16 protein-coding genes and 1 pseudogene are annotated in these 23734 nt (G+C 70.4%); 10 read left to right on the forward strand and 7 right to left on the reverse strand.

Annotated elements, in window-relative coordinates:
• Nucleotides 1-4: 4 nt before the first annotated feature.
• Nucleotides 5-1123 carry an LCP family protein gene (locus ABGB10_RS24885; protein ID WP_347663364.1) on the reverse strand — a complete coding sequence of 373 codons (1119 nt, stop codon included), beginning with the start codon at nucleotides 1121-1123 and terminating at the stop codon, nucleotides 5-7.
• 145 nt (nucleotides 1124-1268) lie between these two features.
• Here ABGB10_RS24885 and ABGB10_RS24890 point away from each other — a divergent pair, with 145 nt between their 5' ends.
• Nucleotides 1269-2966: a GMC family oxidoreductase gene (locus ABGB10_RS24890; RefSeq protein WP_347663365.1), complete on the forward strand. Its 1698-nt coding sequence runs from the start codon at nucleotides 1269-1271 to the stop codon at nucleotides 2964-2966.
• Between the two features lie 7 nt (nucleotides 2967-2973).
• Here ABGB10_RS24890 and ABGB10_RS24895 read toward each other — a convergent pair whose 3' ends face one another.
• Nucleotides 2974-7557, reverse strand: coding sequence for a caspase family protein (locus ABGB10_RS24895; protein ID WP_347663366.1), 4584 nt, complete (start codon nucleotides 7555-7557; stop codon nucleotides 2974-2976).
• A 4-nt stretch (nucleotides 7558-7561) separates the two neighbouring features.
• Entirely contained in the window at nucleotides 7562-7840 is a 279-nt protein-coding gene (locus tag ABGB10_RS24900) for a hypothetical protein (RefSeq protein ID WP_347663367.1), read from the reverse strand.
• Nucleotides 7841-7966: 126 nt separating this feature from the next.
• Between ABGB10_RS24900 and guaA the strand changes: the two genes are divergently transcribed.
• Nucleotides 7967-9523 (forward strand): glutamine-hydrolyzing GMP synthase, encoded by a 1557-nt coding sequence (gene guaA, locus ABGB10_RS24905; RefSeq protein ID WP_347663368.1) that lies wholly within the window; start codon nucleotides 7967-7969, stop codon nucleotides 9521-9523.
• A 7-nt stretch (nucleotides 9524-9530) separates the two neighbouring features.
• On the opposite strand, the gene ABGB10_RS24910 is transcribed toward guaA, so the two are convergent.
• A complete protein-coding gene (locus tag ABGB10_RS24910; RefSeq protein ID WP_347663369.1) occupies nucleotides 9531-9899 on the reverse strand; it encodes a PspC domain-containing protein in 369 nt (122 codons plus the stop codon).
• Between the two features lie 143 nt (nucleotides 9900-10042).
• On the opposite strand from ABGB10_RS24910, the gene ABGB10_RS24915 reads away from it, so the two are divergent.
• The 3 genes from ABGB10_RS24915 (at nucleotide 10043) to ABGB10_RS24925 (ending at nucleotide 13417) form a co-directional block, all read left to right on the forward strand.
• Entirely contained in the window at nucleotides 10043-10993 is a 951-nt protein-coding gene (locus ABGB10_RS24915) for an NUDIX domain-containing protein (protein WP_347663370.1), read from the forward strand.
• 237 nt (nucleotides 10994-11230) lie between these two features.
• Nucleotides 11231-12130: an NUDIX domain-containing protein gene (locus ABGB10_RS24920; protein ID WP_347663371.1), complete on the forward strand. Its 900-nt coding sequence runs from the start codon at nucleotides 11231-11233 to the stop codon at nucleotides 12128-12130.
• A 348-nt stretch (nucleotides 12131-12478) separates the two neighbouring features.
• Nucleotides 12479-13417 (forward strand): CDP-alcohol phosphatidyltransferase family protein, encoded by a 939-nt coding sequence (locus ABGB10_RS24925; protein ID WP_347663372.1) that lies wholly within the window; start codon nucleotides 12479-12481, stop codon nucleotides 13415-13417.
• A gap of 61 nt (nucleotides 13418-13478) precedes the next feature.
• Here the strand turns inward: ABGB10_RS24925 and ABGB10_RS24930 are convergent, their stop codons facing one another.
• The 3 genes and pseudogenes from ABGB10_RS24930 to ABGB10_RS24940 all read right to left on the reverse strand — a co-directional run bounded on the left by ABGB10_RS24930 (nucleotide 13479) and on the right by ABGB10_RS24940 (nucleotide 17345).
• Nucleotides 13479-14732 carry a phosphatidylserine decarboxylase gene (locus ABGB10_RS24930; protein ID WP_347663373.1) on the reverse strand — a complete coding sequence of 418 codons (1254 nt, stop codon included), beginning with the start codon at nucleotides 14730-14732 and terminating at the stop codon, nucleotides 13479-13481.
• Nucleotides 14733-15357: 625 nt separating this feature from the next.
• A pseudogene (locus tag ABGB10_RS24935) lies at nucleotides 15358-15540 on the reverse strand (hypothetical protein); the annotation flags it as partial.
• Nucleotides 15537-17345: a PspC domain-containing protein gene (locus ABGB10_RS24940; RefSeq protein ID WP_347663374.1), complete on the reverse strand. Its 1809-nt coding sequence runs from the start codon at nucleotides 17343-17345 to the stop codon at nucleotides 15537-15539. The pseudogene ABGB10_RS24935 and the gene ABGB10_RS24940, both read right to left, overlap by 4 nt.
• A gap of 156 nt (nucleotides 17346-17501) precedes the next feature.
• Here ABGB10_RS24940 and ABGB10_RS24945 point away from each other — a divergent pair, with 156 nt between their 5' ends.
• The 5 genes from ABGB10_RS24945 to ABGB10_RS24965 all read left to right on the forward strand — a co-directional run bounded on the left by ABGB10_RS24945 (nucleotide 17502) and on the right by ABGB10_RS24965 (nucleotide 23724).
• Nucleotides 17502-18776, forward strand: a complete 1275-nt coding sequence (locus ABGB10_RS24945; RefSeq protein ID WP_347663440.1) for a PspC domain-containing protein — start codon at nucleotides 17502-17504, stop codon at nucleotides 18774-18776.
• A 2-nt stretch (nucleotides 18777-18778) separates the two neighbouring features.
• Nucleotides 18779-19465: a response regulator transcription factor gene (locus ABGB10_RS24950; RefSeq protein WP_204946004.1), complete on the forward strand. Its 687-nt coding sequence runs from the start codon at nucleotides 18779-18781 to the stop codon at nucleotides 19463-19465.
• Between the two features lie 582 nt (nucleotides 19466-20047).
• A complete protein-coding gene (locus ABGB10_RS24955; protein WP_347663376.1) occupies nucleotides 20048-21688 on the forward strand; it encodes an ABC transporter substrate-binding protein in 1641 nt (546 codons plus the stop codon).
• 148 nt (nucleotides 21689-21836) lie between these two features.
• Entirely contained in the window at nucleotides 21837-22763 is a 927-nt protein-coding gene (locus tag ABGB10_RS24960; protein WP_347663377.1) for an ABC transporter permease, read from the forward strand.
• Nucleotides 22756-23724, forward strand: coding sequence for an ABC transporter permease (locus ABGB10_RS24965; RefSeq protein WP_347663378.1), 969 nt, complete (start codon nucleotides 22756-22758; stop codon nucleotides 23722-23724). The genes ABGB10_RS24960 and ABGB10_RS24965 overlap by 8 nt, the downstream gene beginning before the upstream one ends.
• Nucleotides 23725-23734: the final 10 nt, after the last annotated feature.

Below are 23734 nucleotides of genomic sequence, written 5' to 3' on the forward strand. Positions count from 1 at the left end.
TGAGTCAGTTCCTGACGACCAGGGTGGGGTTGGCGGCGAGATACGCGTCGGCGCGGCCGGCGCGGAGTTCGGTGATGAATTTCCGGCCGACGGTGGTGAGCTGTTCGCCGCGGTAGGCGCTGCCCTTACCGACACCGGAACCGGGCAGGCCCACCAGCACGAACTTGTTCTCCGGCACCCCGCTGAGGGCGTACGCGATGTCGACGATCCGCCGCCCACCCACGTAGATCAGCGTGTCTCCGAGTGCGGCGACCACCTGGTCGACCCGCTCGGGTTGCCGGGCCAGGTTCTCGTCCAGGATCTTGCGGGTGAGCGCCTTGATCAGTTGCTGCTGGTGACGCTGCCGGGCGTAGTCGCCGCCGGTGATGTAGCGCTGCCGCGCGTAGTCGAGTGCCTGCCAGCCGTTGAGGTGCTGCTCGCCCTTCTCGTAGACCTGCTGCGGCCCGGTGTAGCCGCCCGGCACGCTCTCCCGGTACTTGCCGTCCGGTCGACGGTGCAGCGATTCGACCCGCTGGTCGACGTAGATGTCCACCCCGCCGAGAGCGTTGACCAGCCGGTCGAACCCGTTGAAGGTGAGCACCGCGCCGGCGTCGATGCGTAGCCCCGTGTACCCGCTGACCGTGCTGCGCAGCAGCTCGTACCCCTGGGCCGTGCTCGGCTCCTTGGGTTTGCCCGGCACCCGGCTGCCGAAGCTCATCGCGTGGGTGAGCTTCGTCTTGCCGCCCTTGTAGCCGGCCTTCGGGAACGCCGGGATGTCGACCAGCAGGTCGCGGGGGAGCGAGAAGAGGTACGCCTGGCCCAACCCCTTCGGCACGTGCAGCACCAGCACGGCGTCCGAGTGCGGTTCCCACCCGGGCACGCTGACCCGGGTGTCCACACCGACCAGCAGCAGGTTGAGCGGGCCGGTGATGTCCGCACCCGGCGGTGGGCCGCTGGGGCTCGGGGTGGGCGTGCCGACCGGCGACGGGGTCGGCGAGCCGGCCACCGGGCCGCCGCCCGGCTTGCTGTCACCGGTCAGCCGGGTGACCACCACCGCACCGGCCGCGACAAGCGCGACCGCGGCGAGGGCCGCCAACCCCAGCAGCAGCCATCGTCGGCGCGGCGCCATCGACCCGAGGATCATCTTGGATTCCTTCCACCCGTCTGGTGAACAACGCTCCGACGGGTGCTCCGGGTTGCGGCCGGGAGGCGCCGGGTCGGTCGGCCGGAGCATGATCGCGCGAAAAGTGCCGCTGGCGCGAGCGCTACTCGCGAGTAATGATGCGTCCATGCGGTACGACGTGCTCGTCATCGGGTCCGGCTTCGGCGGCGCCGTCACCGCCCTCCGGCTGGCCGAGAAGGGTTACTCGGTCGCCGTGCTGGAAGCTGGCCGGCGCTTCACCGACGACGAGTTCCCGCAGACGTCCTGGCGGGCCCGCCGGTTCCTCTGGGCGCCGAGACTGGGCTGCTACGGCATCCAGCGGCTCACCCTGCTCCGCCCGGCCCGCCGAGGTTCCGGCAGCGGGGTGCTGGTGCTCTCCGGCGCCGGTGTGGGCGGCGGCTCGCTGGTCTACGCGAACACGCTCTACGAACCGCTGCCCGCCTTCTACGTCGACCCGCAGTGGCGCGACATCACCGACTGGCGAGACGAGTTGGCCCGCCACTACGAACAGGCCAAACGGATGCTCGGCGTCACCACGTACCCGCTGGACACCGGCGCGGACCGCGCCATGCGGGCGGTGGCCGAGCGGATGGGGGTGGGGCACACCTTCCACGCCACCCCGGTCGGCGTGCACATCGGCCGCCCCGGCGAGCGGGTCGCCGACCCGTACTTCGGTGGGGCCGGCCCGGAGCGCACCGGTTGTCTGCACTGCGGCTCGTGCATGACCGGGTGCCGGCACGGGGCGAAGAACACGCTTGTCAAGAACTACCTGTGGCTCGCCGAGCGGCTCGGGGTCACGGTGCTCCCGCTGACCACGGTGACCGCCGTCCGTCCGGCCGCCGAGGGCGGCTACGAGGTGCACGCCGAACGCACCGGCGCGTGGCTGCGCAAGCGGCGGCAGGTCATCCACGCCGACCAGGTGGTGTTCGCGGCCGGTGCGCTCGGCACCCAACGGCTGCTGCACGCCATGCGGGCCGACGACGTGCTGCCTCGGCTCTCACCGCGCCTCGGCGAGCTGACCCGGACCAACTCGGAGGCGATCCTGGGCGCCTCGGTGCCCCGCCGACGGGCCCGGTCCGAGCGGCTGGACTACACCGAAGGGGTGGCCATCACCAGCTCGTTCCACCCGGACCCGCAGACCCACGTCGAGCCGGTCCGTTACGGGCGAGGCTCCAACGCGATGGGTCTGCTCCAGTCGCTGCTGGTCGACGGTGGTCCACACCGGGTGCGGCGGTGGCTGGGCAGCATCGTGCGGCAGCCGGGGTTGGCCGCCCGGATGCTGTCGGTCCGCGGCTGGTCGGAGCGGACGGTGATCGCCCTGGTGATGCAGTCGGTGGACAACTCGCTGACCACCCGGTGGCGGCGCGGCGTGTTCGGCCGTCGACTCGCCACCGGCCCGGGCCACGGCGCCCCCAGCCCCACCTGGATCCCGGCCGGCAACACCGCGACCCGGCTGCTCGCCGAGGAGATCGGTGGCACCCCGGGCGGCTCGCTCACCGAACCGTTCGACATCCCGATCACCGCGCACATCCTGGGCGGGGCGGTCATCGGAGCGACCCCGGCCGACGGGGTGATCGATCCCTGGCACCGGGTGTACGGGCACCCCGGGCTGCACGTCGTCGACGGCGCGGCGGTCTCGGCCAACCTCGGTGTGAACCCGTCACTGACGATCACCGCCCAGGCGGAACGGGCGATGTCCTTCTGGCCCAACAAGGGCGAGGAGGACCCCCGCCCGCCGCTCGGGTCCCCGTACCGCCGGGTGGCAGCCGTACCTCCGCACCAGCCGGCGGTGCCGGCGGACGCCCCGGGCGCCCTTCGCACCTAATTCCGGGCTATTCGACGTCGGCGCGGAGGAGCCACCGCACCGTCGGCCAGTCGCGCTCGTCGATCCTGAGGCGGGGTACGGCGAGCCACTGCGTCGCGCGGTCGGCCAGACTGCCTGGGTCGACTGCGAACGGGCGGCACAGGGCGGCGATCTCCGCCTGGTCGGCAAGCGGTGGCTGCAGTTGTTGCGTGCCGAGCACGAGCAGGTCGTCGAAGACGATTGGACGGTCCACGACCGACGTCAGTTGGTCGAGCTGCGCGACGTCCTCGCCACCGGCAGCGAGCAGGGGGCGGACCTCGGCCGTGATGTCCCGCAGAGAGGTGCCGGTCAGGGCGGAGATACGGACCGCTCGCAGCGCCCAGTTCGAGCCACTGCGGGCGAATCGGTCCCAGGGAAACTCGGTGAAGAATTGCTGAACGAGCCTGCTCGGCGTCCGGTCGGCGAGGCTGGCGGGAAGGCGTGCGGGCAGGTCGAAGCGGCGCGTCAGGCCGCGATACCGCTCCAGGTCGGTGAGTGCCTGCCCGAAAGTGCCACCCTCGACGGTGGCGAGTGTCACCACCGTGTCGATCGTGACGAGGGCATGGGAGAGTTGCCCCTCGAGGATGCCGGCATGTCGTCTGAGCTGACCTCTCGACTCTGGCCTGAGGCGAACTGCCTCGGTCAGTCCCTCGCTCCCGATACCCGCTTGAACGAGGAGATCGATGGCGCGGGAAAGGTCATCCCATTCGGACTCGTCCAAGATCGCGGTCAGCACCTGCAGATCGACGACCGCGTCGTCGAGCAAGCGTCCGTTGCTCTGGGCCAGGGCGGGGCAGGCTTCGACGGCCGCCATGACCAGGGACCAATCCTCGACGTGCGGCTCGGTTCGGAAGCCCGCCGCGGAAAGCTCGGCCATGATCTGATCGTGGTCTGGTCCGTGCTCCCAGGACGCTTCGTAGGCGGCGAAGGCGACATTGAGGGCGGGAATGATGGCGCGATGAAACGGAGCCACACGGTCACAGTCGCGGGACGCCGCCAGCATCGCATGTCGACTTAAATGCGGCGTCACGTCTGTGTACCTGCCCTGTGCGGCCGGCGGCGGATCTCCGAACAGAACACTCTGTGCTTCGGCCCTGAGGTCTGTGAGCCCTGTGGCAGCGCGTTTGGCGAGTCGCTTCATCGCGGTGTCGCGGTCGAGTGTCGGAACGGGAAGCCATGCCACTGCGGGCACGATGCGAGTGGCTGGCCACTCCGGCACGTCCTCCTCCATCGCTCGCGTGCTGATCACAGCGAAGGTCAGATCGCGGAGGAGGATCGGCAGGTTACGAAGTGGAGAGGCCGCCAGTGACCGCCAGGTCTCCGCATTACGCCTGGCCGACAAACCGGCTGCCGCAGGTGTCAGGCTGAGCGACGCCGGCTGCTCGAGCAGCGCCAACGCCCACGCATAGACTGCTACCGCACCAAGGGTGACCTGCAGATGTTCTGCCAGCGTCTGCAGTTCGCCAAGGACTCGCTCCCGCCCGAACGTCCGGCCGACCACATCGTCGCCGCCGCTCCTTCGACGCGACAAGGGATCGAAGTCGGCAGGGAGATGACGGTACCCGTTGAGGACAGCGGCCAGCCGGTCGTCGAAGGGCGGTATTCCCGGTGGCGGGCTGGGTCGTTCGCCATCCATTATGGCGGCGATGCGGGCGGCATCGAGGGCGTTGTGTGGGTCTCCTCGGCGGTGCAGCAGATTCGGATCCCGCAGATACAGCCCGTCCCGCGCCGGCACCAGTGACAGCGGTTTGGTCCGGTATGCCGCGGAGTCGGGAATCTCGACGTGGTGCATCGGCGGGCCGACGGTCAACGGCCGGTCGCGCAGCCTCTGCCAGGCCAGGCGCGCCCCCGGGATGTCCGTGCTGAAGAGACCCAACAGCCAGTTGCCGGACGCATCGGCCCAGTCGCCCACCCTGGTGGCGGCCTGCTGAATGCGTTCGCTAACCACCTGTTCGTCGTACCCCAGCAGCGTCCGACGGTCCACGCTGAGGTTCGGCTGGGCCCACGCCCCGAGCGAGACGGTGCAGCCGTTCGATCGTGAGCGTTGGGGATCGTCGATCGGGATGCCGTTGACGAGGATCTCGCCCGGCCCCTCATGAAAGAAGACGGCGAGGTCCGGTGACCGGAAACAGGGCGTCACCTCGTTGCCGTTGCGGTCGTACAGCCGATCCGCGTGCCACGTCCGATCCTCGAAGAGCACCGGGATGGTGGGCGCCCGGACGGTCCGGTTCAGCGCCTCGGCCAGATCGAACTCCTGGAACTCGGGGTTGAGGAAGAGACGGACGACAGATCCACCCCCGGTGGGCTCGACCTGGCCGCCGTCGCTGATCTGGAACAGGTCCGACCCACCACGGATTCGGACCCGGATCGGCGCCTGAAGGCCCAAGCGGCGATCGACCCGGGTGGTCCGGACCTCCAACTCGTCGGCGATCATGAAGTAGCTGAGCACTCCGATGCCGAACTGCGAGATCGGTTGGAAATCCGCGCCGCCGTCGGTGGCCCACTCGGCGGACTCCTGGATGAACTCCGGGAGGTCCCGGAACCGACGCCCCGCCTTCGCGAACGCCTCCCGGATCTCGTGGTGCGACATGCCGATGCCGTTGTCACGGCATTCGAGATACCGGCGTCCACCGTCGACACCCATCCGGAATTTGATCACCGGACTCCAGTCGTGGTCGTCGCCCTGGAGGTGCTGGAGCCGACGTTCCCGGTAGCGGCAGGCGTCGACGGCGTTCTGGTACAGCTCGCGGACGGCGAGCGACGGGTCCTGGTAGAGGTTGGTACCCATCAGGAGGTGCCGAGTCTCCGAGGTGGAGACCCGGAAGGTCACGTGCGGCAGCCGGAACGAGGCTCGCTCGGGTTGCAGCCGGCTCGTGGCGATCAGGTGCGGCGTCTTGGTCTGGTGCAGCGGGCCACCCGGCTGGCGGTGCGTCAGCAGGATCTCGTTCGTTTCCACCACGAGCTGCCGGATCGCCTGGTCGATCGGTGCGCTGCGGGTCCAGAGGCTCAGATCCAGAAGGTTCTGCACCCGGTGCCAGCGTGCCTCCTGAAGACCTGCCAGGGCATCGGCGATGGGCAGACCGTCGTGCGTCAGATGGATGCCGCTGGCCGGCTCGAAGAACCGGGTGTCAAGGCTCAGACGCCAGAGCAGTTGCAGCGCGGCGGCCAGCCGCCGGCCGTTGACGCTGGACCGGACAGGTTCCAGGTCGATCTCCAGCTCGGTCGGGTCCAGATCCGTCAGGCTGCGGGACGGGTCGAGGGCGTAGCGCACCGCGTCGACGAGGTAGTCCACCGTCCGACCAACACTGGCCGCAGGCAGGTCGGGCTTGATTCCCCGGACGATGTCCGCGGTGCCGTTGCGGAGCCTGCCGGTGGTGTCGAGGGCGCACTCCCGTACTGCGGCGAGGTGGGCGGCCCACTGCCGGAGTGGCGACGCGGGGTCGTCGCCCTGATCGATGGCCCTGCGCAACCCAGGCTCGGCGGAGAGTACGCACTCCACCGACCAACACGAGTCCGACCGGGCCAGCAGGCTCAGCTCGGCGTGGCGAACTGCCGCGTCGACGACCGCGGCCATCCCGACCAGCACCAACCGTTCGAACGGGGTGGCGAGGATCGCGGGGGCGAGTTCCCGCAGGGTACGGGCGAGTCGATCGACGAGGCCGGGTTGCAGCCAAGGGCTCGTCGCCCGGCCGGCCAGGACGGACTCGGCCGACGCCTCCGCCTCCAGCCCGTCCGCGATCTTCAGGAGCCGCTCGACCTGCTCGGGTGACGGCTCCGGTCGGCCGGGCGACGTCTCGCCCAGGATGTCGGGAAGCTCGTTGCGAAGCAGTCGGCTCCACCGGTCCTCGGCGAGCATGGCGGGGCTGAACGCGAAGAGGGGGAACGCGGCAGTGTCCGGGTTGACATTGCTGACCACGTCCAGGTGTTGGCTGGGTAGGCCCTCCTGGCCGCAGATCAGCGTCATCCGGTCCTGCACCAGCCCGGCGGCCCGGGCGAGGCGTACCTCCGGTGGGAGGCTGGGCAGCAGCTCCACGAGCGCCCGAGTGAACACACTGCACGCGTCGGCCCCCGCGACGCTGTGCGCGACAGCCGGAGCCTGGGTCGCGAAGACGAAGGTGGTCGCGGTGTTCGACGGCATCGGCGGCCGGTGCGGGCCGTCGTCCGGCTCGCCGTCCCGGCAGGCGTCGATCAGGAAGGTGACCGAGCGGGCCGGACTGATCTTGATCTCCTCGTCGAACCAGACCGGCACCAGATAGCTGCGTTGATCGGGTAGGCGCGGGTTGGCAGACGAGGGCACCAGGTAGCTGACCCCGTCGAAGTAGCGGCCGTGCCCGCTGAAGTAGACGATCAGGTCATCGTCGACGTCGCAGTCGATGAGAAACTCGGCGATCGCCGTGCGGATGGTGTCCGAGCCGACCTCGGCGTCCTCGGCCAGGATCGCCTTCGACACGGTTACCCCGCTGTCGCCGAGACCGTGTCTGAGCCTCTGGACGTCCGCCATGACGGCTGGCCTGATGGCAGCGCTGTAACCGCCCGTGTAGTGCGCGATGCCGACGAGGAGTGCCCGACGCATTCCGTCACTCGGCTCGCTTGTAGAGCACCCGGATGCCCCCGGTGACGCCAACGGTGGCGCTGCCGAGCAGCTTCACACCGCCTTCGCCGGTCAACTCGATGGTCAGTTCGACCTCGTCCATCCGCCAGCGACGTCGACTGCCGTCGGTGGGGTCGGGGTCGTCCGGCAGCAGCACCTGCAACTCCTCGAGTGCCGCCCGTACCCGCTCGGCGTTGACGGTGATCGTCTTCAACTGCCGATCGACCAGGCCCTTGCTGTGCTCGTCTATCACCCAGGCATCCACGGTGGCGAGGGTAGTGGTCGCTTTCAACCCCCGATGGCGCCGTCGTCAGCGTTGACCGATGCGTACCTTTCTCGCCGCTCCCACCCGACGGCGGATCAACCTTGACGGCCGGTAGGCTTTGTGCACATGAGCCTGCCTCGCCCCGTCCTCGTGGTGGACTTCGGAGCCCAGTACGCCCAGCTCATCGCCCGCCGGGTCCGTGAGGCGAAGGTCTACTCCGAGATCGTGCCGCACTCGATGCCGATCGCCGAGATGCTGGCGAAGAACCCCGCCGCGATCATCCTCTCCGGTGGCCCGGCCAGCGTCTACGCACCTGACGCGCCGCAGATCGACGCGGGCGTGTTCACCGCCGACGTGCCGGTCTTCGGCATCTGCTACGGCTTCCAGGCGATGGCCCAGGCGCTCGGCGGCACCGTGGCGAAGACCGGTAACCGTGAGTACGGCGGTACGCCGCTGCGCCCCCGCCTCCTCGACCCCGGTGTGCTGCTGCGCGACCTGCCCGCCGACCTGCCGGTGTGGATGAGCCACGGCGACTGCGTCACCGAGGCCCCGGCGGGCTTCACGGTCACCGCCGAGTCGGCGGGCGCGCCGGTCGCCGCGTTCGAGGATCTGGCCGGGCGGCGTGCCGGTGTGCAGTTCCACCCGGAGGTCGGGCACACCGCGCACGGCCAGGAGATGCTGACCCGCTTCCTCTACGACATCGCCGGCATCGAGCCGACCTGGACGCCCGAGAACATCATCGACGAGCAGGTTGCCCGGATCCGCGCCCAGGTCGGCGACAAGGAGGTCATCTGCGGCCTGTCCGGCGGGGTGGACTCGGCGGTCGCCGCGGCACTTGTGCACAAGGCGGTCGGTGACCAGCTCACCTGCGTCTTCGTCGACCACGGTCTGCTGCGCGCCGGCGAGGCCGAGCAGGTGGAGAAGGACTACGTGGCCGCCACCGGCATCAAGCTGAAGGTGGTCGACGCCGCCGACCGGTTCCTCGGCGCGCTGGCCGGCGTGACCGACCCGGAGCAGAAGCGCAAGATCATTGGCCGGGAGTTCATCCGGGTCTTCGAGGCCGCCGCCCGCGAGATCGCCTCGCACGGCGACGTGGAGTTCCTCGTCCAGGGCACGCTCTACCCAGACGTGGTGGAGTCCGGCGGCGGCACCGGCACCGCCAACATCAAGAGCCACCACAACGTCGGCGGTCTGCCGGAGGACCTGAAGTTCGCCCTGGTCGAGCCGCTGCGCACACTCTTCAAGGACGAGGTCCGGGCGCTCGGTCTGCAACTGGGCCTGCCCGAGGCCATGGTCTGGCGGCACCCGTTCCCGGGCCCCGGCCTGGCCATCCGGATCATCGGCGCGGTCGACCAGCAGCGCCTCGACCTGCTCCGCGAGGCCGACCTTATCGCCCGCGAGGAGCTGACCGCCGCCGGCCTGGACCGGGGCGTGTGGCAGTTCCCGGTGGTGCTGCTCGCCGACGTACGCAGCGTCGGTGTGCAGGGAGACGGGCGCAGCTACGGTCACCCCGTGGTGCTGCGCCCCGTCTCCAGCGAGGACGCGATGACGGCCGACTGGTCACGACTGCCCTACGAGGTGGTCGCCCGGATCTCCACCCGGATCACCAACGAGGTGGCCGAGGTGAACCGGGTGGTCCTGGACGTGACCAGCAAGCCGCCGGGCACCATCGAGTGGGAGTGAGCGCCGGTCAGGCGGCCGACGGCGGGTCCGACGGGGTCGTCGGCGGGTAGGGCGGCGTCGGGGCGTACCCCGGCTGTGGTCCGCCGGGCGGGGGCCCGGCGGTGGGCGGCGGGCCTGCCTGCGGCGCGACGCCCGCCGTGTGCGGCCAGGCCGGCGCGCCGGTGGGCTCCTCCGGCATCAGGAACCACATGATCGGGTACGCGAACAGCGCGAGCCCGCCGGTGAGCAGGCCGGTGACCGCGAAGGCCACCCGGACAAGTGTGGGGTCGACGGCGAAGTAGCGGCCGACGCCGCTGGCGACCCCGGCGACCATGCGGTCGGTGGTGGGGCGCCGGAGCTGCTTGTACGGGGCGTGGGGAGCGGCGGTGGATGTCATACCCCCACGGTCCGCGCTGCCGCCCGGCCCGCCCTCGGTGACCGCCCGGATCCTTACCCTGACCAATCCCTGATCGGGGCCCGACAGTCAGGAATCTGACTCTTTTCCGTTCCGGTAACCCGGCCCGGGGAGAATTTGCTTCCGTGACCACCTTGCTCGAGCCGCTCCGCAGGATCGCGGCATACGCAGTTTGTGCTGATTCAAGAGGCCGAGTCTTGCTGGTCCGCGCATCGGAGCGCTCCGGCACCCCCGGCACGTGGTCGCTGCCCGGCGGGGCGGTCGACCACGGCGAGGACCCGAACCACACGGTCGTTCGCGAAACCGCCGCCGAAACCGGCCTCTCCGTCGCCGTCTCCGGTCTCGCCGACGTGCTCGCCGACATGCGCGCACTCCCGGACCGGGGCATCACCATCCACACCGACCGGTTGATCTACCGGGTGGCGGTACGCGGCGGCACCCTCGCCGACCGGGTCGGCGAGCGCCCCACCGACCTGGCCCGCTGGTACACCCTCGACGAGGCGCGCAAACTGCCGTTGCGCTCGTTCACCGCACGTGCCCTCGGTCTGCCGGCCTCCTCGGCCGACGTGGTGCCCGACGAGCCGCCCGAGTTCCCCTCGTTCTACGCGGTGCCCGGCCCGGACGGGCTGCACCGGGCGCAACGCTTCGCCGCGTACGCGGTCTGCACCGACCCGGCCGGGCGGGTGCTGCTCACCCGGGTCTCCGACGGCTACCCCGGCGCCGGCTGCTGGCACCTGCCCGGCGGCGGCACCGACTACGGCGAGCAGCCCGGCGCCGCCCTCATCCGGGAGTTGGTCGAGGAGACCGGGCAGACCGGCCGCCTGGTCGAGTTGCTCGGGGTGGCCAGCCACCGCGACGCCGCCTCGCTCGGCCCCGAGGGCTACCCGATCGACTGGCACGGGGTGCGCGCCTTCTACCGCGTCGTGGTCGACAAGCCCAACCCGCTGACCGTGGCCGACGTCGGCGGTTCCACCTGCGAGGCCCGCTGGTTCGGCCGCGAGGAGTTGGGCGCGCTCCCCACCCACCACCTCACCGAGGTGACCGCCGAGGCGGTCCAGGCAGCTCAACTCACCTGACCCCGCCCGCGCGAGGTCGTCCGTCGCGCCAGGCTCGCGGTGATCGCCGGGGCTGGTCTGCCGCGCTCGCTCGCGTAGCCCCTGATCAACTCGGCTCTCTTGAAGGCGCGGTATCCCGAGCACGGGGATGCCGCGCCTTCAGTGTTTCCGAGTGGATCATGGTGTGGCCCGACTGCTGCGACGCGGACGGGCTAACTTCATGATCGATGGGTCGGGTCGAAGCGGGGGAGTGGGCGAGTGCGGTTTGCGCGGCGAGTCGGGGTTTACGGGCTTCTGCGGGACTCGGATCGGGTCCTGGTGGTTCGGGACGGGGCCGAGGGCGAGTTTCCCGGGATGTGGCGGCTGCCCGGCGGTTCTGTCGCGCATGCCGAACACCCCGGACGCGCTGCGGTTCGCACCGTCGCCGAGCAGACCGGGCTCACCGTCGCGGTGGGTCGGTTGCGCACGGTGATCGCCGATGTGACCGACCGTCGGGATGGTGTCGCACTGCACACCGACCGGCTGATGTTCGACCTCACGACACGCGACCGCGCGTCGGGCGACGCCGGGGACGACCTGGTCGACCAGGTTCGCTGGCTCACCCTGGACGAACTGTCACGGTTGACGCTGACACCGTTCACCGCCGAGATGCTCGGCCTGCCGGTCACGCCACTGCCGCCCGGAACGCACCGGCCGCAGCCGCCCCTGCCGCCACCGCACCCCGATCGTCGGCTGCGCTTCGGGGCGTACGGGCTGGTCACCGACCCGGCCGGACGGATCCTGCTCACCCAGATCTCGGATGGCTATCCGGGGGCCGGCCTGTGGCACCTGCCCGGTGGGGGCACCGATCACGGCGAGCAGCCGACGACCGGGCTGCTTCGGGAACTGGTCGAGGAGGGTGGCCAACTGGGCCGGGTGGTGGAGCTCCTGGGCGTGGACAACCTGCACAACCCTGCCGCTTTCGGCCCGGAGGGTCGTCCGTTGGACTGGCACGGCGTACGGGTGATCTATCGGGTGCTGGTGGACGTACCTACCGATGCGGTGGTCACCGAGTCCGCCGGAGGTTCGACGGCGCGGGCCGGCTGGTTCACCCGTGGCCAAGCTGCTGACCTGCCGTTGAGCGACATCGCTGCCTCGGCAATCGGACAGAGTGGCTGATAGCACGCCGCTCGGTGAGCCGAGATGGTGACCCTCCGGTACAGTCAAAGGCGGGAATGGTGGAGGAAACGGGCAATGAGGCCCGGGATGGGAACAATCGAGCGGTTCGAGCGGTTTAAGCCAGATATAAGTACCGCCGGCAGCTATCGCCAAGCCATGTTCCCCTATGCGATGGTGTACTCCGCAAAACGGCTGCCGGGCCACGCAAGGTCCGGCACGAGACAGCCGGACACCCGCTACACGGCGGTCTGCCGATCCGGTGATGGAGGAAACGTGCCGAGAGCCCCATGGCGCCGGCGTCGTACTACTGACAGTCCGCGCCCCGCAGGGCGTCGCTGGGCGGGCCCGTTGCGCCGCAGCAGCACGTTCGCCCGCCAGGTGCTGTTGGTCCGGGTCGGACGCCGGGACGGCGACCTGCTCCCGACCGACGTGGCGTCGCCCGAGCACCGGTACGCCGACCGGCAGCGCCGTCGCTACGGCCTGGACCGGCTCAGCCGGCCGGCGGGGAGCGTCGGTCGGGCGGAGATCGAAGCGGTCATGCCGGTCAGCCCGGCGATGCCGCCGATGCTGCGCACCGACGAGGCCTCGGCCCGGTCGATCCCGCTGCTCCCGGGCGAGCGCACCATCGCCCGGCGGATGAAGTTCGGCCTGGTCAACGCCTGCACCCTGGCCAGCCTGATGCTCGGCATGCTGGCCATCTTCCTGGCCATGCAGGGTGAGGTGCGCATCGCCGCGCTCTGCCTGATCGCCTGCGTCGCCTTCGATGGTCTGGACGGCGCGCTGGCCCGCCGGCTCGGCGTGGCCAGCCCGTTCGGCGCGCAGATGGACTCCCTGGCCGACATGTGCTCGTTCGGTCTCGCCGCGCCGGTCGTGGTCTACGCCTCGCTCGCCGGCTCCGTCTCCACCGCCGCGGCGGCGGTGGCGTGCGCACTGGTCGCGGCGTGTGCCGCGATTCGACTGGCCCGCTTCAACGTCTCGCCGAAGGACGGCCGGTTCTTCTGCGGGGTGCCCACCACCATGGCGGCGGCGGTGCTTGCCGTGACCGTGGCGATCGGCCTGCCGGTGCCCGGTGCCGTGCTGGTCGCCGGGGTGGCGCTGCTGGCCTTCGCGATGGTGTCGAGCTTCCCGTACGCCAAGCTCGCCCGCCTGGTGAAGCTGCCCCCGTGGCTCTGGCTGGCCCCGGTGATCGGCGCTCTGGTCGACATCCGGATCACGTTCGCCCTGATCGTGGTGGGCTACCTGGTCAGCGGGCCGGTGCTCTGGCTGCGGCAGCGCCGCACCGCCTGACCACAGCACAGCAGACAGAACGGGGCGCCGCGGACAGCGGCGCCCCGTTGCACGTTCGTAGTCAGCGCCAGCGGGCGATGACAGTGGACCCGCCGACCACCTTGTCGCCCGGCCCGACCAACGGGTCCGCAGCCTCGGCCGGGAGGTAGACGTCGGTCCGCGAGCCGAACCGGATCAGACCGAAGCGCTCGCCCCTGGCCAGCAGTGCGCCGATCGGCGCGCGCTGCACGATCCGGCGAGCGATCAGCCCGGTCCGCTGCGCGACCACCACCGTGCCACGAGCGGTGTCCAGCACGGTGTACGCCGCCACGTTGTGCTCGGCGTCCGGCTTCATCGCGTTGACGAACCCGCCGTCGGCGACGAAGTAGTCCACCACCTTGCCGGCCACCGGGGCACGGTTGACGTGCACGTCCAGCACCGACAGGAAGACCGCGACCCGGAGCCACTCGCCGTCGCCGAAACGCTCGTCGTGCAGTCGCTGCACCGACAGGACCTTGCCGTCCGCGCTGGCGACCACCGCGGTCGGGTCCTCCGGCACGTCCCGCTCGGGGTCGCGGAAGAACGCGGCGACCGGCCCGGCGGCCAGCGCCGGCAACAGCCAGAGCTTGGACGACGGACGCGCCACCCGGGCCAGCGCCGCGAGGCCCAGCGCGATGCCCGCCGCGGCCACGCCGTTGGAGTCGATGTGCATGCCGCGGGTCAGCGGCACACTCGACGGGCGGTGCGCGGGGGCCAACCGGTCGGCCGAGGCCGGGCTGGCCGGGGTGAACCGCAGCCGGTAGACCCGCACCGGCGGCGAGTTACGCAGCACCAGATCGGCGCCGACGCCGTAGAGGGCGTCCTGTCGAGCCAACTCGGCCGCCGCCCCGGTGGTCCGGCCGGGTGTGGCGATGGTCGCCACGCTGAGTACCGCACCGTCGGAGAGGTATTTCGCCAGGCCCTCGATGCCGCTGCGGGTTTCCTCGGCGGTGCCGACGAACGCCTCTCCGGCGATGACGACCCCGGCGGGCTCAGCCTCGGCCAGCGAGTCGACGACGCTCACCCGGTCGGCGACCCAACGGCCCTGGGCGGTGACATGCTCGCGGAGCGCGGTGGCGCCGAGCGGTTCGACGGGCACCACGGTGAGCCGGTCACCGGGGAGCAGCGCCTCGATCGCCGCGGCCAGCACTGCGGACTCCGGGCCCGCCCCGACCAGGAGGGCGGCCTTGGGATCGTTGATCCGGGCCAGCTCGGTGACGAGCGTACGGGCGGCTCGCTCGCCGATGCGGACCGGACCGGACCGACCGGTGATACGCACGGCGGGGGACTGGGTCATGTCGGGCGGGCTCCTGACGGGGGTAGAGACGGGAATCGCGGCGGGACCGCCATGGCGGGACGGGCCGGCCGGCGGAGGGCGAGATCTCCACCGGCCAGCATATGCGCCCGTTCGCGCCAGCCGCACCGCCGTAGCGGTGGAGTAGGCCACCACCGGTCGGCGCCCGAGGTCAGACCTGCCCGCGCCGGCCCTCCCGTTCGTCGTCCGCCTGGTCGCGGACGGCCTCGATCGGGTGATCCGACCGGGTCGGTTCGTCCCCCTCGACCGGGGCCGGCCCGGTGCCGAGGCCGATGGTCGGCTCCTCGTGTCGGTCGTCGGGCTGATCGGGGATCGGGGACGTCTGCGGCTCTGCCGGCGGATGAGCCAGCCAGGCCGGGTGGATCACCTCGGCGGTCGGTGCCTGCGGTGTCGCTGCCGAAGGGGGAGCGTCCCAGGTGGACCGTTCGGCTTCCCAGACCGGCAGAGCCGCGCCGGAGGTCGGCACCGCGGCACCGGAGACCGGTGCGGAGGCTCCGGAGACGGGCGCGGTCGCGCCGGAGACCGGAGCGGCGGCCTCGGCGGCAACGGCCTCGGCGGCAACGGCCTCGGCGGCAACGGCCTCGGCGGTGGCCTCCGGCTGCGGCGACCGACCCGAGCGCAGCGCGCCGACCAGCCCGAAGACGCCGATCAGAATGAGCGCGCTGGCCAGGAACCAGCCCACCGCCGGCAGGGCGAGCCCGAGCAGCTGGGCGAGCAGCCACCAGCCGGACAGCGCCAGGAACACGAGCCCGAAGGCGAACGACACCAGATCCGTACGGTGAGCCTTCACCGGGTCACCTCCAGATTGCCGGCATTGACGTGGATGTAAAGGCGCAGGGTCCCGCCGCCGGGCCCGTCCGCGCCGACATCGGTGAACTCCCGCAGGCGACCGTCCAACCCGCCGGACCGGTTGCCGAAGATGTTGGCATCGCCCGCGTTGACGTCGGCCACCGTGGTGACGTCGACGTTCGGCGGTACGACGACTGTCGCCTGACCGAAGTTGATGGCGACGGTGATCTGGCTGTCCCGCTTCGCGAAGTCGATGCCGCGCAGGTCGAGCACGGCGTCACCGAAGCTGTTCTCGTACCGGTCGGCAAGGTCGCGATAGTCGGTTGGTGCCCAGGTCACCGCACCGTCGACCCCTCGGATCCGGTCGTACGACTCGGCTACCGTCGCCGTGCCCAGTGCCGCAGCGGTCACCAGGCCGAGCGCGATGAGCCAGCGGGCCCGGCCGAACCAGGTGCCGACCAGCAGCCCCAGCGCGATGGTGGCCAACGCCGCCGCGAAGTACGCCGAGGCGCTGATGGCGAAGACGTCGAGCAGGTCGAGCAGGGCGACCATACCGAGGACCAGGAAGATCAGGGAGAAGGTCACCGCACCGAGTGGCGACCGCTCCTTCGGGCGCTTCGGCGGCTTCGGTGGCTTGGGCGGCGGGGACGGCACCGGGCTCGTTGAGGCGTACGGGCCGTGCGGCGCGAAGGGCTGACGGTATGCGGACGGTGGCGTGGCGGTCGGATAGCCGGACGGAGCCGCGGGTGCCCCGGTCACCGGCGCCGACGGCCAGCCGACGCTGGGTGCGGCCGTGCTCGGCCAAGCCGTGGTCGGTGCCGGCCAGCCGGGCTGGACAGCCGTCGTGCCGGCCGGCTGCCCGGACACCGGGCCCATGCCGGACACCGGCTGCCCGGTGGTGGCCGGCTGCGGACCACCGGTCGGCGGTACGTCGTACGCCACGGTGGGCGTCCCTCCCGTCGTCGCGGTGGCGTAGGCGGGATGGCCACCTGCCCCCGGTGCTGCGGTCGTGGTGAGTGGGCCGGTCGGCGGGGCCGCGTCCGACGGCGGCGCCGGCCAGGCCACCGGTGGTACCGGACCGGGTGGGGTGCCGGTCGGCGCGGGCGGCACCGGCCCGCCCGGGGTGCCGGCCGGTGGGTTGCGGCTGTCCCGGTTGAGCAGCAGCGCGCCGGCGACCAGGATGGCCGCGCCGAGCAGCACCGCGCGGAAGGCGTCGGTGACGATGTAGCCGAAGCTGGCCGCGACCAGGATGCCCAGGATGATCACGGTCACCGGCGACATGCTGGAACGGCCGCGCCCGAGCATCGACTCGATCGGGGACGCGGTGTCACCCTCGTTCGGGATGATCAGCCAGGCGGCGACGTACACCAGGATGCCGATGCCCCCGAAGAACCCGAGCACCGCGAGCAGCACCCGCCACAGCACCGGGTCGGTGTTGGTGGCTCGTCCGATCGCCGCGCAGACACCGGCCAGATACCGCCCCTCGCGCGGCCGGACCAACCCGTACCGCGAGGTGAAACCGGTGCCACCCAGAGGCGGTGGCGGGGCGGACGGACCGGGACCACCGCCTGGTCCGGGTGGTACGCCGGCGGCCCCGTAACCGGTGCCGGCCGCGAACCCCGGGCCGTAGCTCGCGCCGGCGGGCGGCCCGAAGCCGCCGTACGGATCGGTAGGCGCGGCGCCCGGGTGCGCACCGGGCGTGCTGGGGCCGGTCCAGGCACCAGGCGTCGCGGCCGGCGAGGGCGGTGACGAGCCCTCCGGCTGTGCCGACCCCGGGCGGGGTGGCGGGGCAGCTTCCTCGGTCATGCTTCGATCCTGCTGCCCGGTGCACCCGAACGACCTCAGGACCCGACCCTGACCCCACCCTGAGATCCGGCGGCCGGAATGTCGGGGGCGTCCCCGTGGTCGTGGAGGCCGCAGCGTGTGACGATCGAGTCACCGACCTCGACCAGCCCCGCCACCGTGACCAGGGAGCCTCCGATCAGCACCGTGACCACGCCCCCGCGCCTCTACCGCGCCCCGGAGCACCGGATGGCCGCCGGTGTCGCCGCCGGTATCGCCGACCATCTCGGCATCTCGGTGCTGCGGGTGCGCGTCGCGTTCATGGTGCTGCTCGGGCTGAGCGGGCTCGGCCTGCTGCTCTACGCGGCCTTCTGGGCCGTGGTGCCGCTGCGGCCCGGGGACACCGCGGTGCCGCCCCGGCGCGACGTGGCGCAGCTCCTGCCGTTCGTGGGGATCGGGCTCGGTGTCCTGCTGATCCAGGTGATGGTCTTCGACTCGGTCGGCGCGGCGGGCACCGCCGGCTGGCTGGTGGCCATCATCGCGGTCGGCGCCGGGGTCATCTGGCACCAGTCCGCGCCAGAGCGGCGGCGGCAGTGGGGCGAGACGATGCCGGTGCCCTGGCTCGGCGCGGTCGTCGAGGAGAGCGACCGGCGGGCCTTCGTGCTCCGGTTCATCGGCGGGGGAGTGCTGGTCGCGGTCGGCATCATCGGCGTCGCGGCGGTCTACTCGCCGGCGCAGAACTTCGACGCGGTGATCAATGGCGTGATCTTCGCGCTGGTCGGGTTGGCCGGGGTAGGCGTGGTCGCCGCGCCGGTGCTCTGGCGGACGTACAGTCAGCTCCGCTCGGAGCGCGAGGGCCGCATCCGTGAGCAGGAGCGAGCCGAGTTGGCCGCGATGGTGCACGACCAGGTGTTGCACACGCTGGCGCTGATCCAGCGCAACGCCAGCGACGTCAAGATGGTGCAGCGGCTGGCCCGGGGGTACGCGTACCAGGAGCGTTCCCTGCGCAACTGGCTCTACAAACCCACCGCGTCGCCGAGCGAGCGCTTCGCCGCCGCGCTGGAGCAGGCCGCCGCCGAGGTCGAGGACACCTTCGCGATCACGGTGGAGGCGGTGGTGGTCGGCGACCGGGAGACCGACGAGAAGGTCGGCGCGCTGGTCGCGGCCGCGCGGGAGGCGCTGGTGAACGCGGCCCGCCACGCTGGCGTGCAGACGGTGTCCCTCTACGCGGAGGTGGAGCCCGATCAGGTCAGCGTGTTCGTCCGGGACCGGGGGAAGGGCTTCGATCCGGATACCGTGGAGGACCACCGGCACGGCGTACGCGGCTCGATCATCGGGCGGATGAAGCGGCACGGCGGACGGGCCGAAATCCGGTCCGGTCCGGGGGAGGGGACCGAGGTTCGGTTGATCCTGCCGATCTCCCGGGACTCGTCCGCAGCGGAGAGGAACAGATGACCATGGCCGAGCAGTCGACCGAGCACCTCGACCAGGCGGATGCCCGCCCCGAGCGGCTGCGGGTGTTCCTGGTGGACGACCACGCCATGTTCCGAGCCGGGGTGCGCGCCGAGTTGGGCGCCCACGTCGAGGTGGTGGGCGAGGCGAGCACGGTGGCCGAGGCGGTCACCCGGATCGCCGCCGTCGGACCGGACGTGGTGCTGCTCGACGTGCACATGCCCGACGGTGGCGGGCGCGCGGTGCTGGAGGCGATGCGGCGTACCCACCCGCAGGTCAAGTTCCTCGCGTTGAGCGTCTCCGACGCGGCGGAGGACGTGATCGGGTTGATCCGTGCCGGCGCCCGGGGTTACGTGACCAAGACCATCTCCCCGGACGAGCTGGCCGCGGCGATCCGCCGGGTGGCCGACGGGGACGCGGTGTTCAGTCCACGGCTGGCCGGCTTCGTGCTGGATGCCTTCGCGGCCCGACCGGATGCCCCGGTGGCCGACCCCGAGCTGGACCAGCTGACCAACCGTGAGCGCGAGGTGCTGCGGCTGCTGGCCCGGGGGTACGCGTACAAGGAGATCGCCAAGGAGCTGTTCATCTCCATCAAGACGGTGGAGACGCACGTGTCGAACGTGCTCCGCAAGCTGCAGATGTCCAACCGCTACGAGCTGTCCCGTTGGGCGGCGGATCGCCGCCTCGTCTGACCGGGCCTCGCCCGAGGGCCGAGGATCAGACAAACGATCTCGGCGCACTCATCCACCCAGTCGGTGATCGTGCCCGTGCAGCCGAAGTCGACCTAGTCCGGACGGGTCGAAATGTGGGTGGTGAACGACGTCCGATCGGACACGGGTGGGCCCGAGGCGTACGCGCGGGCCGAGAGCCCGTGCGCGGGTGGCGCAACGTATTTCCTGGTCAATGCTGCCTGAGCCGACCGTTTTATGATCATTTTTCAAGTATCGGCAACGTGGCGGGCAACTAACGGCTTGATAACGGCACCTTCACGGAAGAGGCCAGTGGGTGTCACAGTGGCAGCACCTCACCATCGGTGTGTGGCACTCCGTACGCCCCACTACCACGATTCCGCCGATCTCGGCGGCCCGTGGCTGTGTCGACTGCGTCGTGTCAAGCCTCGTTGGTGGGGGAGCCCGGCGGATCGGAACATCAGGGGTGTCCCCAACTTCCCTGTGGTCCCGGCGACCCGCGCCCCGGGGTGGTCGGGCGGTGTCACCCCCAAACGTGCGTGAAACCCACGACGGAACCTGGTTAGAAAGAGGAGGCCCCTCGGAATGAGAGTCTCGAAGCGGGCGACGAGCGCGATCGCGCTCAGCGCGGCTGCCGCGCTTGTCGCGAGCGGTTGCTCGAGCGGTGACGGCGACGGCGACGCTGCCGCCAGCAAGGACGGCTCGATCGTTGTCCACGGCGTCCAGCCGGAGAACCCGCTGGTCCCGTCGAACACCACGGAGACCGGCGGCGGCAAGATCGTCGACTGGCTGTGGACCGGCCTGGTCGAGTACCCGAACGACGGTGGGGCCCCGCGTAACGCGCTGGCGGAGTCCATCAACACCACGGACTCCAAGGTCTTCACGATCAAGATCAAGGCCGGTACCAAGTTCCACGACGGTACCGAGGTGAAGGCGAAGAACTTCGTCGACGCCTGGAACTGGGCCGCCTACTCGCCGAACGGCGCGCAGAACGGCAGCTTCTTCGCGGACATCGAGGGCTTCGACAAGACCTACACGTCCGACCCGGACGGCCCGGACGGCCCGAAGAAGGCCCCGGCGCCGACGGCGGACAAGATGTCCGGCCTGAAGGTCATCGACGAGCAGACCTTCGAGGTCACGCTGGCCGCCCCGACCGCGGTCTTCCCGACCAAGCTCGGCTACAGCGCCTTCATGCCGCTGCCGGACGTCTTCTTCACCATGAAGCCGGAAGAGTTCGGCCGCAAGCCGATCGCCAACGGCCCGGTGAAGTTCGTGTCGTGGGAGGACAACTCCCTCATCAAGCTGACGCGCTTCGACGACTACAACCTTCGCGACAAGATGAAGGTCAAGGACGTCGACGTCAAGCTGTACCAGGACGACAACGCCGCCTACGCCGACCTGCTGGCGAACAACCTCGACTTCATGGAGGTTGTCCCCACCTCGGCGCTCGCCGGTGACAAGTGGAAGACCGACCTCGGTGACCGGGGCCGCAACACCGTCACGCCGTCGACCGCGTTCATCGCGTTCCCGATGTACGACAAGCGCTTCCAGAACGTGAAGCTCCGTCGTGCCGTGTCGCTCGCCGTCAACCGGCAGGAGATCTCGGACAAGATCTTCTTCGGCACCCGCAAGCCGGCCGACAGCTGGGCGAACCCGCTGACCCCGGGCGCCAAGCCGGGCAACTGCACCGCCTGCAAGTTCGACCCGGAGACGGCCAAGACGCTGCTCGCCGAGGCCGGTGGCTTCAGTGGTGAGATGGTCTTCTACTACAACGCGGACTCCGCCCACAAGGACTGGATGGACGCCGTCGCGCAGCAGATCAAGACCAACCTCAACATCAACGCGCGGGCCGAGGGCGTGCCGACCTTCGCGGTCTTCCGCCAGAACATCAACGCCTACAAGATGGCCGGCCCGTACCGTGCTGCCTGGCAGCAGGACTACCCGGACGTGGAGAACTGGGTCAACCCGCTCTTCGTCACCGGCGGTTCCTCCAACGACGGTCTGTACAGCAACCCCGAGGTCGACGCGCTGGCCAAGCAGGCCAGTGCCGCGCCGAGCCTGGAGGCCTCGCACGAGGCGTTCGCCAAGGCCGTCGAGAAGATCGACCAGGACGTCCCGAGCATCCCGGTCTACTTCTACGGCCAGCAGTCCGGCCACTCGGAGAAGATCAAGAAGCTCGAGCTGAACAACGTCGGCGAGATCGACATCACCTCGGTCGAGCTCTGATCCGAACGGTCTGACCCCGGGTCGGGCTCGCCACATCCGGTGAGCCCGACCCGGGGCCGTTCCGCGAGTGGGTGTTACAACACTCCACTCGCACGTTGTCACCACCGTGTCGGCCGTCCGACGCGCCCCCTGTCTGGAGGACCACCCCATGGGCCGTTATCTGTTGAGACGGCTGCTCCAACTCGTGCCGGTCTTCATCGGTACGACGTTCCTGATCTACGCCCTCGTCTGGGCCGTTCCGGGCGATCCGTTCGCCGGCAAGTGCGGTGAGCGTCGCTGCCCGGACCAGTACATCGCCTTCATGACCGAGAAGTACCACCTCGACCAGAACGTCTTCGTGCAGTACGCCAACTACATGAAGAACCTGCTCCAGGGCGACTTCGGTCAGACGTTCTCGCAGCGCGAGATCAGCGACATCATCATGACTTCGTACCCGAACACCCTGAAGCTGGCCGTGGTGGCGCTCGCCATCGAGGCCGTGATCGGTCTCGGCGCCGGCGTGCTGAGCGGTCTGCGGCGCAACGGCTTCCTGGACAACCTGGTCCTGGTCTCCACCCTCTTCCTGATCGCACTGCCGGTCTTCGTGGTCGGCTTCGTGCTGCAGTGGCTGCTGGGTGTGCAGTGGGGCATCATCAAGCCGACCGTCTCCTCCGAGATGCGGTGGTCCGAGCTGATCGTGCCCGGCTTCGTGCTCGGCAGCGCGTCGGTGGCGTACATCGCCCGGGTGGCACGAACGAGCATCGCGGAGAACCGTCGCGCGGACTACGTGCGCACCGCCATCGCCAAGGGCCTGCCGATGCGTCGGGTGGTCGGGGTGCACCTGCTGCGCAACTCGCTCATCCCGGTGGTGACCCTGCTCGGCACCGACCTCGGCGCCCTGATGGGTGGCGCGATCGTCACCGAGGGAATCTTCGGCATCAACGGAATCGGCCGCCAGGTCTTCCGGGCGATCATCACCAAGGAAAGCGCCACGGTGGTAGGAATCGTGGTCGTCCTGGTGCTGGTCTATCTCGTGATGAACCTGCTGGTTGACCTGCTCTACGCCGCCCTGGACCCGAGGATCCGTTATGAGTGACCCGAGTACCGCATCGATCGTCAGTACCCCTGGCGGACACCCCACCGACTCTGCCGCCCCCGCCACCGCGGGCCAGCCGCAGAGCAACGAGAAGCCGCGCGGCCTGCTCGGCGATGCCTGGCGGGACCTGCGACGCAAGCCGCTGTTCTGGATCTCGGCCACGCTGATCGTGATCTTCCTGCTGATGGCGGCCTTCCCGGCGCTGTTCGCCCCGGGCGACGCCGTCAACGGCTCGCTGTCCCGCAGCCTCGACAAGCCGTCCGCCAATGGCTGGTTCGGCTACGACGTGCAGGGCCGCGACGTCTACGCCCGGGTCATCTACGGCGCGCGCGCGTCCATCCAGGTCGCCGTGCTCTCCGTGCTGGGCACCCTGCTCATCGGCGGAACCATGGGCATCATCGCCGGTTACCGCGGCGGCTGGGTGGACGCACTGCTCAGCCGGATCGCCGACGTCTTCTTCGGTCTGCCCTTCGTGCTCGGCGCGATCGTCATCCTGACCACCTTCAACGGCTCGGGCGCCGGCAACAGCAAGAACAAGATCATGGGCCTGGTGACCGCGTCGCTGATCGTGCTGAGCTGGCCGGTCGTGATGCGACTGATGCGTTCCTCGGTGCTCGCCACCAAGGAGGCCGACTACATCGTGGCGGCCCGCGCGCTGGGTGCCGGCACCGGCCGGATCATCCTCAAGCACCTGCTGCCGAACTGCCTGGCCCCGCTGCTGGTCTACGGCACGATCATGGTCGGCTCGTTCATCGGCGCCGAGGCCACCCTGTCGTTCCTGGGCGTCGGTCTCAAGTCGCCAGTGGTGTCCTGGGGCATCATGATCAGCGACGGGCAGCAGTTCATCCGGGTCGCGCCGGGGCTGGTGTTCTTCCCCGCCGCGTTCCTCGTCACCGCAGTGCTGAGCTTCGTGATGCTCGGTGAGTCGGTCCGCGAGGCCCTCGATCCGAAACTCCGCTAGGGGAGATCCA

Source organism: Micromonospora sp. B9E7 (genome assembly GCF_039871815.1).
Taxonomy (GTDB): Bacteria; Actinomycetota; Actinomycetes; order Mycobacteriales; family Micromonosporaceae; genus Micromonospora.